This is a genomic window from Micromonospora sp. ANENR4 (genome assembly GCF_015354395.1).
Classification (GTDB): Bacteria; Actinomycetota; Actinomycetes; order Mycobacteriales; family Micromonosporaceae; genus Micromonospora; species Micromonospora aurantiaca.
In genome coordinates, this window is record NZ_JADKYQ010000011.1 from 263,412 (window position 1) to 274,443 (window position 11,032).

An 11,032-nucleotide genomic window follows, 5' to 3' on the forward strand; every position below is an offset into this window, starting at 1 on the left:
GGCTTCAGCGTTACGCGACCTCGACGATGACCTCTACCTCTACCGGGGCGTCTAGGGGGAGCTCGGCCACGCCGACGGCGCTGCGGGCGTGACGGCCGGCCTCGCCGAACACGGCGCCGAACAGGTCGGAGGCACCGTTGATCACGCCGGGCTGGCCGGTGAAGCCGGGTGCGCTGGCCACGAAGCCGGTCAGCTTCACCACCTTCACCACGTTCTCCAGCCCGACCAGCGCGTCGATCGCGGCGAGCGCGTTCAGCGCGCACCGCTCCGCCAGGTCCTTGGCCTGCTCGGCCGAGACGCCGTTGCCGACCTTGCCGGTGGCGAGCAGCTTGCCCTCGGCCATCGGCAGCTGGCCCGACACGTAGACGTGCTGCCCGGACTGAACGGCCGGCACGTAGCTGGCCACCGGCGGCACCACCTCGGGCAGTTCGAGGCCGAGCTCGGCGAGCTTCGCGTGGGGTCCGTTGCTCATCGGGGTCAGCCCTTCGGACGCTTCAGGTACGCGACGAGCTGCTCCGGGTTCGGGCCGGGGACCACGGAGACCAGTTCCCAGCCGTCCTCGCCCCAGTTGTCGAGGATCTGCTTGGTCGCGTGGACCAGCAGCGGCACCGTGGCGTATTCCCACTTCTGCATCGGAGGAGGGCTCCCTTGCCTGACTTGGACTTCGGTCAGGCACAGCCTACGGTCCGCCGCGGTCACCAGGACGCGGGACGCGGCTCCGGTGCCGGTGGCGGCTCGCCGCACGGGCCCTCGTGCTCGAAGCGCTGCGGGCACCGGCTGCGGTCGGGCAGCAGTAGGTCGCAGAAGACCCGGTGCCTGTTGTTCTGGTCGTCGGCGGTGGAGACGGTGGTCTCGCCCGCGTCCAGCTCCACCAGGAAGCCCAGCGAGGTGGCCACGGTGCCGGCGAGCGCGGTGGCCGCGTCCAGGTCGGGTACCCGGACCTGGAGGTGGATGACGTAGCCGGGCTCGTCCTCGTCCCGCCCCTTCCCGCCGGATCGGGGCAGCGTCCGGACCGCCTCGGCCGGCGGGCCGTAGGAGCGCTCGTTGAACGGCGCACCCGGCACCTCGGCCTCACCCGGCCGTCCGGCCCGGTCACCGGGGAACTGGCCTCGGGGACTGTTCTCCGCGTCACGCATCCGTCGCCTCCGGGCGTCGTACCTGTTCAACAAACACCGCCATCCGGCTCGGAGCCGTCCCCGGCCCGGCTCTCCGCGTCGGGGACGAACGTAGATCCTGCGACAAGTCCCGGCAACGGGACGCGCACTCCTCGTCACCTCCAGTCACATTTGCGACACAAGGGTGGTCGGGAACGCGCTAGCCGTGTCCGCCCGGCGGGGCGCGTACGCGGGGCTGGCAAGCGCACCGCCGACCGATACCCTTCCGGACTGGACGCGCGCCGACGCGCGCCCGCACACCTCGACCCGTGCCCGTCGCCTGGGGCGGCGACGGGAGCCGCAACCCGGGGGAGACAGATGACCCAACCGCCCGCCGGTGGCGACACCGGCACGCCCGGCGACCCGAATCCGCAACCGCCGCCCGCCGGCGGCGCGCCGCCGGGATCCGCACCCGCACCCGCAGCCGGTCCGCCGCCGTACCCGTCCGACACCCCGCCGCGAAAGCGACCGGCGGTGCTGATCGTCTCGCTGGTGCTGGCCGCCGCGGTCCTGCTCTGCGGCGGTGGGGGCACTGCCGCGTTCCTCGCGTTACGCAACAGCGAGGACGGCCAGGGCGCGAAAGAACCGCAGGTAGCCGTGGACGGCTTCCTCAAGGCCGTCTACCAGGAGCGCGACTCCGAGAAGGCGGCCGCGTTCGTCTGCTCGGCGGCCCGTGACGACGAGAAGATCGCCGCCAAGGTCACCGAGGTACGGGAGTACGTCGCCCAGTACCAGAACCCCCGTTTCCGCTGGCCCACCCCGACGGTCGACAACCAGACCGGGGACCGGGCAACCGTGTCCGCGCGGGTGACCATGACCACCGCCGACGAGAAGGTCGCCGAGCAGGCGCTGCGTTTCACAGTGGTGCGGAAGACGGGTTGGTGGGTCTGCGAGGTCGGCTGATCCCGCCGGCCGGACAGGGCTGGTCCCAACGGCTGGTTAGGCTCGACGGGTGGCAGCTAGTGAGCAGCCGGCCGAGTCCGCCGGCAGATGGCCGGCCCGCCTGCACGTGGTGACCGGCAAGGGCGGCACCGGAAAGACCAGCGTGGCCGCCGCGCTGGCCCTCGGCCTGGCCGCCGGGGGCTGGCGCACCCTGCTGGTCGAGGTGGAGGGCCGGCAGGGCATCGCCCAGCTCTTCGGCACCGACCCGCTGCCGTACGAGGAACGGCACCTCGCCGACGCGCCCGGCGGCGGTGAGGTGCGGGCGTTGGCGGTGGACGCCGAGGAGGCGCTCCTCGAATACCTGGACATGTTCTACAAGCTCGGCGCGGCCGGCCGGGCGCTGCGCAAGCTCGGCGCGATCGACTTCGCCACCACGATCGCGCCGGGCCTGCGCGACGTGCTGCTCACCGGCAAGGTCAAGGAGGCGACCACCCGCACCAGCGGGTCGCGCCGGACGTACGACGCGGTGGTGCTGGACGCGCCGCCGACCGGGCGGATCGGCCGCTTCCTGAACGTGACGGCGGAGACCGCCCGGCTGGCGAAGGTCGGCCCGATCAAGACCCAGAGCGAGGGTGTCTCCGCGCTGCTCCGGTCCCCGATGACCGCTGTGCACGTGGTCACGCTGCTGGAGGAGATGCCGGTCCAGGAGACGCTCGACGCGGTCGCGGAGCTGACCCAGCTCGGTTTCCCGGTCGGCCGCGTGATCGTCAACGGCGTCCGCCCGCCGGTGCCGGCCGGACGCGCGGTGACGGCGGCCGAGCTGAAGCGCGGGCTGGCCGCCGCCGGCCTGCCGGCCGACGGCCCGACCGTGGCCGGGCTCGTCGAGGAGGCACGTGACCAGCAGGTACGCCGTGAGCTGGAGGACTCCCTGCGGGGTGACCTGGTGGATCTGGGCCTGCCTCTGGTCGAGTTGCCGCTGCTGCCCGAGGGGGTCGACCGGGCCGGGCTGGAGACGCTCGCCGAGGCCCTCGTCCGGGCGGATTGACTCACACCTGCGGCCGGCACGGAGCAGAGAGGCCCTCGGGACCGATACGCTCGATTGGTGCCTTCCGAAGACGCGGCGCCTCCGCTTGACGTCGACCAGATCCTCGCCGACGACGGCGTACGGATCGTGGTCTGCTGCGGGGCGGGCGGCGTGGGCAAGACGACCACCGCCGCGGCGCTGGCGCTGCGGGCGGCCGAGCGGCACGGCCGGCGGACGGTGGTGCTCACCATCGACCCGGCCCGGCGGCTGGCCCAGTCGCTCGGCCTGACCGAACTGGACAACACACCCCGGCAGGTAAAGGGCATCGACGTCGAGGCCGGCGGCGGCGAACTGCACGCCATGATGCTCGACATGAAGCGCACGTTTGACGACGTGGTGCTCCAGCACACCGACCCGGCGAAGGCCGCGGAGATCTTCGCGAACCCCTTCTACCAGGCCATGAGTTCCACCTTCGCCGGCACGCAGGAATACATGGCGATGGAGAAGCTGGGCCAGTTGCACGCCCGGGGCGAGTGGGACCTGATCGTGGTGGACACGCCGCCGTCGCGGTCCGCGCTCGACTTCCTGGACGCACCGGCCCGGCTGTCCCGGTTCCTCGACGGCCGGATGCTGCGGCTGCTGCTGGCTCCGGCACGCAGCGGCGGGCGGAGCATGTTCAGCCTGGTCACCGCCAGCTTCGGGATGTTCTCCAAGGTGGTGCAGAAGGTGATCGGCGCCCAGCTGCTCACCGACCTGTCCGGCTTCGTTGCCGCCCTCGACTCGATGTTCGGCGGGTTCCGGCAGCGCGCCGAGCAGACGTACCGGATCCTGCAGGCCCGGGAGACGGCGTTCCTGCTGGTCGCGACGCCGGAGCCGGACGCGGTCCGGGAGGCCGCCTACTTCGCCGGCCGCCTGCGTGAGGAGCGGATGCCGCTGGCCGGGCTGGTACTCAACCGGGTGCACCGGCCGGCCGCGGACCTGTCCGCGGCGGAGAGCCTGGCCGCCGCGGAGCGGCTGGCCGGCGTGGGTGGGCACGAGGGCACCGTCGAGGTGTTGCGCGCGCACGCCGCGCTGGCTCAGCAGGCGGTACGCGAGGAGCAGGTGGCGGCCCGGTTCACCGAGGCGTTCCCGGCGGTGCCGGCGGTGTCGGTGACGGCGCAACCCGCCGACGTGCACGACGTCGACGGGCTGCGGACGATCGGCGAGGCGATCAGCCGGAGCTGACCGGTGCGGTCAGGTGGCCGTGGTGACCAGGACCTTGTCCTTGCCGGCCTTCTCCTTGGCGTTCTTCTTCATGGCCGCCTCGAACATCTTGCGCCAGCTGGTGACCTGCGGGTGACGGCGCAGCAACGCCCGGCGCTCGCGCTCGGTCATGCCACCCCACACGCCGAACTCGATCCGGTTGTCGAGCGCGTCGGCCAGGCACTCGTACCGAACTGGGCAGCTCCGGCAGATCCTCTTCGCCACGTTCTGTTCGGCGCCCTGTACGAACAACGCGTCCGGGTCTCCGTTCTGACACGCCGCCAGTGACGGCCAGTCAGTGATCATGCCCATCTGTACACGTCCCCCCTTGCAGTACCTACCGACTTCGCGCGAGCAGCCGTCGTACATCCCCCCGGTCGTTCGCCCCGGCCTCCCCAGGGCGGCACGAACGACTCATGGCTGCGGTCGCCGCCACCATCATGCTGTGTAGTCGCCCGATTACGCAACGTTGTCGGCGAAATCCATCATTCCGGACACTCCCGGCTTCCCGGGCTTTCGCCCCGCGACTACCCCGCCCGACTACGTGAAAACGCTGCGCCGCTCCCGGAGTTCGGCGAGACTTCCGCCGGATCCCACGCAACCTCGGACCAGGGCTCGTGCGTTTAGCACAACGAGGCCGGCGCGTGCAGGAAATGGGGAAAGTTCCCCGCGCGCCCGCCATTCCCTACTCGCGTACCCTGTCGAGGTGACCTGGATGCGGAAACGTGACCACAACGTGCTGACCAACGCCGCATCGCTGCTGATCTGCGGCCTGTTGGCCGGAGTGGTGGTCGCTGCGGCGGCCTTCCCCGTGGCGGCGATGTCGGGCCTGGCCGCGAAGGCGGGGGCGGAGACGTTCGAGGCGCTGCCCAAGGAGCTGACAGTCGCCCGGGCGCCGCAGATCACCAAGCTGCTCGCGGCCGACGGCAAGACCGTGCTGGCCACGATGTACGACGAGAACCGCAAGGACGTCAAGTTCGAGGACATCTCGCCGTACATGAAGAAGGCCATCATCGCGGCCGAGGACCACGACTTCTACAAGCACAACGGCGTGGACATCAACGGTGTGGCGCGCGCCTTCGTCAACAACCAGGCCGCCGGCTCGTCCCGGCAGGGAGCGTCGACGCTCACCATGCAGTACGTCCGGCTGGCCATCTCCTACTCGGCCACGCACCCGGCCGACGTGGTCGCCGCGACCGAGGACACCAGCGGTCGCAAGCTGCGCGAGATGAGCCTGGCGCTCCAGGTCGACAAGGAGCTCTCCAAGGACGAGATCCTCCGGCGCTACCTGAACATCGCCGCGTTCGGCAACGGCGCGTACGGCATCTGGGCGGCCAGCCAGGTCTACTTCAACAAGCCGCCGAGCAAGCTCGACATCCAGGAGTCGGCGATGCTCGCCGGCATGGTGAAGGCCCCCACCTCGTTCGACCCGACCACCAAGTCGGGCTACCCGGAGGCGGTCGGCCGGCGCGACTACGTCATCCAGAACATGGTGCAGATCGGCGCGATCACCCAGCAGGAGGCGGACGCCGCCAAGAAGATCAAGCTCGTGGTCAAGGGCAAGCGCACCCCGAACGGCTGCACCCAGACCACCACCCGCTCCTGGGGCTTCTTCTGCGACTACCTCTACCGCTGGTGGCTGCAGCAGGAGACGTTCGGCGCCACGTCGTACGACCGTGAGCGGCGGCTCAAGAGCGGCGGCTACACCATCATCTCCACCCTGGACGTCCAGGCCCAGAAGGGCGCCGACAAGGCCGTCCGCAACAAGCTCGGCGAGAGCAGCAAGGCGGCCCGCATGGTGGCCGCGGTCGAGCCGGGCACCGGCCGGGTGCGCGCCGTGGCGGTGAACCGGAACTTCAAGCTCGACGACCCGGCCGACCCGCAGAACAAGATCTCCAGCGACCCGGCCAAGGCCAAGAAGAAGATCCGCGGCAACTACCCCAACACGGTGAACCCGCTGGTCACCGGTGGTCCCGGCATCGCCGGCTACCAGGCCGGCTCGACCTTCAAGATCTTCACGCTGGTGGCCGCGCTGGAGAAGGGCTACCCGCTCAGCTACCCCATCAACGCGCAGCCGGTGTTCAAGTCGGACTACCCGGTCGAGTTCAACTCGCCCGCCGCCTGCCCGGGCACCAGCAAGTACTGCCCGAAGAACGCCAACCCGGCGATGGCCGGCATGCACAACATGTGGAGTGGCTTCGGCTACTCGGTCAACACCTTCTTCATCGACCTCCAGCAGCGGGTCGGCGCGGAGAACGTGGTGAAGGCCGCGCAGAAGCTCGGCATCACGTTCCGCTCGTCGAGCGACGCGCAGCTCGCCGCCAACCCGCACCAGTGGGGCGCGTTCAGCCTCGGCGTCTCCCAGACCACGCCGCTGGAGCTGGCGAACGCGTACGCCACGCTCGCCGCCGACGGCAAGTACTGCGAGCCGATCCCGGTGCAGGAGATCCGCGGTCCGGACGGCGAGAAGCTGGACGTCGCCAACCCCCGCTGCGAGCAGCGGGTCAGCACCGAGGTGGCCCGCGCCGCCGTCGACGCCGCGCGCTGCCCGGTCGGTGACCGCTCCTCCACCACCAAGTGCGGCCCCGCCACCGCCGGCAACGTCCGCAACATCGTCGACGCGCCGGTGGCCGGCAAGTCCGGCACCACCGACTCCGACCGCACCTCGGCCCTGGTCGCGATGACCAAGCAGTACGCGGTGGCCGGCATCATGGCCGACCCGGACTGGCCGCAGACCAACCAGAAGATGGGCCACGACGAGACGCCCCAGGGCATCAACCCGGCGGTCTACCAGACGCTGCGCGACGCCATGAAGGGCAAGGAGCGGAAGAACTTCACGCCGCCCAGCGGCAAGATCGTCCTGGGTGACCAGCGCTCCATCCCCGGCGTCAAGTGCGAGTCGATCGACACCGCGAAGTCCCGGCTGAAGGGTGCCGGCTTCGAGCCGGTGGTCTCCAGCAACAAGGTGCCGTCGGAGTGCCCGGCCGGCACCGCGGCCGGCACCAGCCCGGACGGGCGCACCATCAAGGGTGGCGTGGTGATGATCGAGGTCAGCTCCGGCCAGGGCACGGGCACCCCGGAGCAGGGCGGCACCGCGACACCGGACCGGCCGGGTGGGCCGGGCGGGGGTAACGGCAGACCGGGACGCCCGGGGAACTGATCCCGGACAGCAGACAGCGACGGCCACCTCCCCCGGGAGGTGGCCGTCGTCGTTTCCGCGCTACCGGAGCCCGGGTCAGAGGCCGAGCTGGCGGCGTACCTCCGCGGCGACCCGACCACCCTCGGCCCGGCCGGCCACCGCGCCCTGGGCCGCCTTCATGGCCGGGCCCATCTGCGCCTTGCCGGTGAAGCCGCCCGCGGTGAGCGCCCCCGAGACCAGCTCGGCCAGCTCCTCGTCGGAGAGCTGCTTGGGCAGGTAGCGCTCCAGCACCTCACCCTCGGCGGTCTCCTTGCCGGCTTGCTCGGCGCGCCCGGCGTCGGCGAACGCCACCGCCGCCTCGCGGCGCTTCTTCGCCTCCTTGGTCAGCACGGCGAGCACCTCGTCGTCGCTGAGCTCGCGCTTTTCCCGGCCGGCGACCTCGGCGTTGCCCACGGCGGCCAGGGCCATCCGCAGCGTGGAGGTGGTCAGCTCGTCGCGCGCCTTGAGAGCGGCGCGCATGTCGGCGGTGAGACGGTCCTTCAGCGTGCTCATGGACGGTGAAACTACCCTGAACGCCATGCGAAAGCGCACACTATTCCGGCTCGCGGCCGGAACCGTCGCCGCCGGCGCGGCCACCCTGGCGTACGCGTCGCTCATCGAGCGCAACATGTTCACCCTCCGCCGGTACGACGTGCCGGTGCTCCCGACCGACGCCGAACCGCTGCGGGTGCTGCACCTCTCCGACCTGCACATGATGCCCGGCCAGCGACGCAAGCAGGACTGGGTGGCCTCACTGGCCGCGCTCGACCCCGACCTGGTCGTGGTCACCGGCGACAACATGGCGCACCCGGAGTCGGTGCCGGGCGTGCTGCGTGCCCTGCAGCCGCTGCTCGATCTGCCCGGCGCGTTCGTCTTCGGCTCCAACGACTACACCGGTCCGGTCTTCAAGAACCCCTTCACCTACTTCCTGCCCGACCGGGAGTACACCGACGGCGTGCCGCTGCCGTACGAGGAACTGCGCGACATCCTCACCGGTGCCGGCTGGGCCGACCTGAACAACGCCCGCACCACGCTCAAGGCCGGCGGGCGGGAGATCGAGCTGGCCGGCGTGGACGACCCACACATCGAACGGGACGACTACGACGCCGTGGCCGGCCGGGTCAGCGGCGACGCGGCGCTGTCGATAGCGGTGTCCCACTCCCCCGAGCCGATCGTGCTGGACCGGATGGCCGCCGACGGCTTCGGTCTGCTGCTCGCCGGCCACACCCACGGCGGCCAGGTCCGCGTGCCCGGGTACGGCGCCCTGGTGACCAACTGCGGGCTGCCCCGCTCGATGGCGCGCGGGCTGCACCGCTGGCCCGGCTCGGACTCCTGGCTGCACGTCTCCGCCGGCCTCGGCACCCATCCCACCGCCCCGATCCGCTTCGCCTGCCCCCCAGAGGCCAGCATCCTCACCCTGATCCCCCGCTGACCCCCCGGCAGATCTTGGTACGCGGCCGCCCCTCGGAGGGCCGATCCGTACCAAGATCTGCCGGGTACGCGGGGCGGGGGGTACCGAGTTTGACCGTGCGGGCGGGTGGGCTACTATTTGTCGGCACGCCTCGGGGTGTGGCGCAGCTTGGTAGCGCGCTTCGTTCGGGACGAAGAGGTCGTCGGTTCGAATCCGGCCACCCCGACCAGAGGTAAGTAAAGGTCAAGGCCCCTCCACGGAGGGGCCTTGATTCGTTCCCGCCGATCATTGCTCCAGCAGAGGCAGCGAGAAGGCAGCAAACGACGCGAGCACCCTGCGATCCCGGTCCAGGGTCGAGTGCGTGTACCGGTCCAGAGTCGTCGACGTCTGCTCGTGTCCCATCACCTTGGCTACGTCGTTGATCGGTACCCCGTCGGAGACGAGCCACGTCGCGTAGGAGTGCCGCAGGTCATGGAACCGGAGCCCGAGTGGCAGGCCGGCGCGTTGCAGGGAGGGCTTCCAGATCCGAGCCCGAAACGTTCCCCGCTTCAGCGGCTCGCCAGTCCGGGCGACGAAGATCAACCCGTCGGCGCCCGTTTCGAAGGACTGCCGATGGTCGGTCAGCGCCTGGACGACGAACGGGGGCAGCGGCACAGTCCGCCGGCCAGTTCGTGACTTCCTAAGTTAGGAACATCGCTGGCCATCCGAGGAAGATGGTATGCGTTCGGGGCTTCCCTCGCCGAGCAGTAATCGAAGCAGGTTCAGCGGCGAAGGCCAGCGCCGATCAAGCTGCTCGGTCCAACATGCGGGCCGCCCAGCACTACCCGACGACGGGGAGCAGCCGCAGCAGTACAGCAGCGAAGTACAGCAACCGAGCAAGCCGCACGAGCTGCCACGCGACGACCAGGAGCTGTGGGAGGTCGGGCGCGGCCACGAGAGATCGCATCGCCCGGAGCTACGGATCAGACGGTGGCTGTACAGCCAGCCGCTGGCTGGGGCGGTCCTGGGCCGACGGTGAGCGACGCGACGAGCAGGTGGGCCGCAATCACTCCGGGATGGACTGGCCAGTCTCTTGCTCGTAGTCGTTCGTCCAGGTCCGATGAAGCAGGTGCGGGGCCTCGCACAGGTCGAGGAGGGCGGCGTAGTCCTCGAAGCGGGGCGGCACGCCCAGGCCGATGAGGTCACGCACTACGGACTCAAGCGTTACGCGACCACTCAGAATGTGCTGCTTATTCGACAGCACAGCGTCGGGTCGCAGCTGCGATGACCCGAGGTGGATATGGGGTCGCTTCTCGTGCGAGAGGCCCACGGGGTGCCAGTGGTAGTCGATGACGGCCGCCCCGTCCGTCTTGCGAACCGAGTAGTCGTAACCACGAGTGGTAACGCGGTAGGGACCGTAGTCCTCCCGCGGATCCTCAATGATCATGTAGAACATGCGGGCGCGGAACTCAAGGTCCGTGCGGGGAAGCCGCAGGAAGCCATCCGTCTCGCGCTGATGGCCCGTGAGGTAGAGGTTGTGCTTCTGGTTGATCAGCGTTTGACCGCCTGGAGAGACGGCCAGACGCGGGTGGACGACACAGTTCAGCGCGTCCGTCATTGGAGTGACGAACGCGCTGAACGCGGCATGAGGGGTGCTACCGGGCATCAGGCAGCAGCATAGCCACCTGAGTCACCTTCGGGTCGTCATTGTCGCGAAACTCGCCGGCTTCCCAGCGCTGCCGAAACTCTTCGACGTCCATGCCCAGCAGGCGGCGGGACTCTCTCTGGATGTACTCGTGCTCCTCGTCTGGGGTCAGCTCCACCACTTGGATGTCGCGTGCGTCACTTGCGGTAAGCATCGCACTACTCCTCTCGGGGGGGTGCTTGTAACGGTACCTGCCAGGTCCGACCTTTTCGCATCGGATGCTTGTCTAGACTCTCGCCGCTTCCATCTCTGTACCCGCTCCTGGCTGGCACAAGCCCCCTACCCAGCCGCTGCGAAGTGCCACGGCCTGCATGGGCGCGCCAGTGTCGTTGGCGTGTCGGCTGACCTGTTTCCTCGGCCCAGCTGGCTAGCCTCCAAGACTTGGCAGCGAACGAAGGCGCCCAGAGGGGCAGAGGCCGCCTCCGCTTGCTGACCTGCCTTCGCATCCCGTCGTCTA

Annotated in this window: 13 protein-coding genes and 1 tRNA gene; 6 read left to right on the top strand and 8 right to left on the bottom strand. The window is 70.0% G+C overall.

Annotated features, from left to right (window positions below; translation table 11 throughout):
* Positions 1 to 10: 10 nt before the first annotated feature.
* The 3 genes from IRY44_RS21125 to IRY44_RS21135 all read right to left on the bottom strand — a co-directional run bounded on the left by IRY44_RS21125 (position 11) and on the right by IRY44_RS21135 (position 1,136).
* On the bottom strand, positions 11 to 472 hold the full coding sequence (locus IRY44_RS21125) for a RidA family protein (RefSeq protein ID WP_135242382.1): 462 nt from the start codon (positions 470 to 472) through the stop codon (positions 11 to 13).
* Between the two features lie 5 nt (positions 473 to 477).
* The gene (locus IRY44_RS21130; protein WP_013289021.1) at positions 478 to 633 is read right to left on the bottom strand and encodes a DUF4177 domain-containing protein; all 156 of its coding nucleotides are present in this window, start codon (positions 631 to 633) and stop codon (positions 478 to 480) included.
* 62 nt (positions 634 to 695) lie between these two features.
* Positions 696 to 1,136, bottom strand: a complete 441-nt coding sequence (locus IRY44_RS21135; RefSeq protein WP_194801986.1) for a hypothetical protein — start codon at positions 1,134 to 1,136, stop codon at positions 696 to 698.
* A 336-nt stretch (positions 1,137 to 1,472) separates the two neighbouring features.
* On the opposite strand from IRY44_RS21135, the gene IRY44_RS21140 reads away from it, so the two are divergent.
* From IRY44_RS21140 to IRY44_RS21150, 3 genes are read left to right on the top strand one after another with little or no spacing between them, the layout of a single operon-like run.
* Complete coding sequence (locus IRY44_RS21140) at positions 1,473 to 2,057, top strand: hypothetical protein (RefSeq protein ID WP_194801987.1); 585 nt, start codon at positions 1,473 to 1,475, stop codon at positions 2,055 to 2,057.
* A gap of 49 nt (positions 2,058 to 2,106) precedes the next feature.
* Positions 2,107 to 3,081 carry an ArsA family ATPase gene (locus IRY44_RS21145; protein WP_194801988.1) on the top strand — a complete coding sequence of 325 codons (975 nt, stop codon included), beginning with the start codon at positions 2,107 to 2,109 and terminating at the stop codon, positions 3,079 to 3,081.
* A 54-nt stretch (positions 3,082 to 3,135) separates the two neighbouring features.
* The gene (locus IRY44_RS21150) at positions 3,136 to 4,284 is read left to right on the top strand and encodes an ArsA-related P-loop ATPase (RefSeq protein ID WP_194801989.1); all 1,149 of its coding nucleotides are present in this window, start codon (positions 3,136 to 3,138) and stop codon (positions 4,282 to 4,284) included.
* Positions 4,285 to 4,293: 9 nt separating this feature from the next.
* Here the strand turns inward: IRY44_RS21150 and IRY44_RS21155 are convergent, their stop codons facing one another.
* Positions 4,294 to 4,614, bottom strand: a complete 321-nt coding sequence (locus IRY44_RS21155) for a WhiB family transcriptional regulator (RefSeq protein ID WP_043327856.1) — start codon at positions 4,612 to 4,614, stop codon at positions 4,294 to 4,296.
* 403 nt (positions 4,615 to 5,017) lie between these two features.
* On the opposite strand from IRY44_RS21155, the gene IRY44_RS21160 reads away from it, so the two are divergent.
* Positions 5,018 to 7,462: a transglycosylase domain-containing protein gene (locus tag IRY44_RS21160; RefSeq protein ID WP_194801990.1), complete on the top strand. Its 2,445-nt coding sequence runs from the start codon at positions 5,018 to 5,020 to the stop codon at positions 7,460 to 7,462.
* A 75-nt stretch (positions 7,463 to 7,537) separates the two neighbouring features.
* Here the strand turns inward: IRY44_RS21160 and IRY44_RS21165 are convergent, their stop codons facing one another.
* Entirely contained in the window at positions 7,538 to 7,993 is a 456-nt protein-coding gene (locus tag IRY44_RS21165; RefSeq protein WP_194801991.1) for a GatB/YqeY domain-containing protein, read from the bottom strand.
* 25 nt (positions 7,994 to 8,018) lie between these two features.
* Between IRY44_RS21165 and IRY44_RS21170 the strand changes: the two genes are divergently transcribed.
* Together IRY44_RS21170 and IRY44_RS21175 are read left to right on the top strand one after the other, a co-directional pair.
* The gene (locus IRY44_RS21170; RefSeq protein ID WP_194801992.1) at positions 8,019 to 8,912 is read left to right on the top strand and encodes a metallophosphoesterase; all 894 of its coding nucleotides are present in this window, start codon (positions 8,019 to 8,021) and stop codon (positions 8,910 to 8,912) included.
* Between the two features lie 131 nt (positions 8,913 to 9,043).
* Positions 9,044 to 9,120 (top strand) — tRNA-Pro (locus IRY44_RS21175).
* A 56-nt stretch (positions 9,121 to 9,176) separates the two neighbouring features.
* Here IRY44_RS21175 and IRY44_RS21180 read toward each other — a convergent pair.
* The 3 genes from IRY44_RS21180 to IRY44_RS21190 all read right to left on the bottom strand — a co-directional run bounded on the left by IRY44_RS21180 (position 9,177) and on the right by IRY44_RS21190 (position 10,729).
* A complete protein-coding gene (locus IRY44_RS21180) occupies positions 9,177 to 9,545 on the bottom strand; it encodes a tyrosine-type recombinase/integrase (RefSeq protein WP_194801993.1) in 369 nt (122 codons plus the stop codon).
* 391 nt (positions 9,546 to 9,936) lie between these two features.
* The gene (locus IRY44_RS21185) at positions 9,937 to 10,536 is read right to left on the bottom strand and encodes a hypothetical protein (RefSeq protein ID WP_194801994.1); all 600 of its coding nucleotides are present in this window, start codon (positions 10,534 to 10,536) and stop codon (positions 9,937 to 9,939) included.
* The gene (locus IRY44_RS21190; protein ID WP_194801995.1) at positions 10,526 to 10,729 is read right to left on the bottom strand and encodes a hypothetical protein; all 204 of its coding nucleotides are present in this window, start codon (positions 10,727 to 10,729) and stop codon (positions 10,526 to 10,528) included. Before IRY44_RS21190 ends, IRY44_RS21185 begins: the two co-directional genes overlap by 11 nt.
* Between the last annotated feature and the right edge of the window lie 303 nt (positions 10,730 to 11,032).

Coding starts and splice junctions, on each gene's coding strand:
- IRY44_RS21155 (WP_043327856.1), bottom strand. CDS start 4,614: ATGGGCATGATCACTGACTGGCCGTCACTGGCGGCGTGTCAGAACGGA.
- IRY44_RS21130 (WP_013289021.1), bottom strand. CDS start 633: ATGCAGAAGTGGGAATACGCCACGGTGCCGCTGCTGGTCCACGCGACC.
- IRY44_RS21170 (WP_194801992.1), top strand. CDS start 8,019: ATGCGAAAGCGCACACTATTCCGGCTCGCGGCCGGAACCGTCGCCGCC.
- IRY44_RS21125 (WP_135242382.1), bottom strand. CDS start 472: ATGAGCAACGGACCCCACGCGAAGCTCGCCGAGCTCGGCCTCGAACTG.
- IRY44_RS21190 (WP_194801995.1), bottom strand. CDS start 10,729: ATGCTTACCGCAAGTGACGCACGCGACATCCAAGTGGTGGAGCTGACC.
- IRY44_RS21160 (WP_194801990.1), top strand. CDS start 5,018: ATGCGGAAACGTGACCACAACGTGCTGACCAACGCCGCATCGCTGCTG.
- IRY44_RS21135 (WP_194801986.1), bottom strand. CDS start 1,136: ATGCGTGACGCGGAGAACAGTCCCCGAGGCCAGTTCCCCGGTGACCGG.
- IRY44_RS21165 (WP_194801991.1), bottom strand. CDS start 7,993: ATGAGCACGCTGAAGGACCGTCTCACCGCCGACATGCGCGCCGCTCTC.
- IRY44_RS21185 (WP_194801994.1), bottom strand. CDS start 10,536: ATGCCCGGTAGCACCCCTCATGCCGCGTTCAGCGCGTTCGTCACTCCA.
- IRY44_RS21140 (WP_194801987.1), top strand. CDS start 1,473: ATGACCCAACCGCCCGCCGGTGGCGACACCGGCACGCCCGGCGACCCG.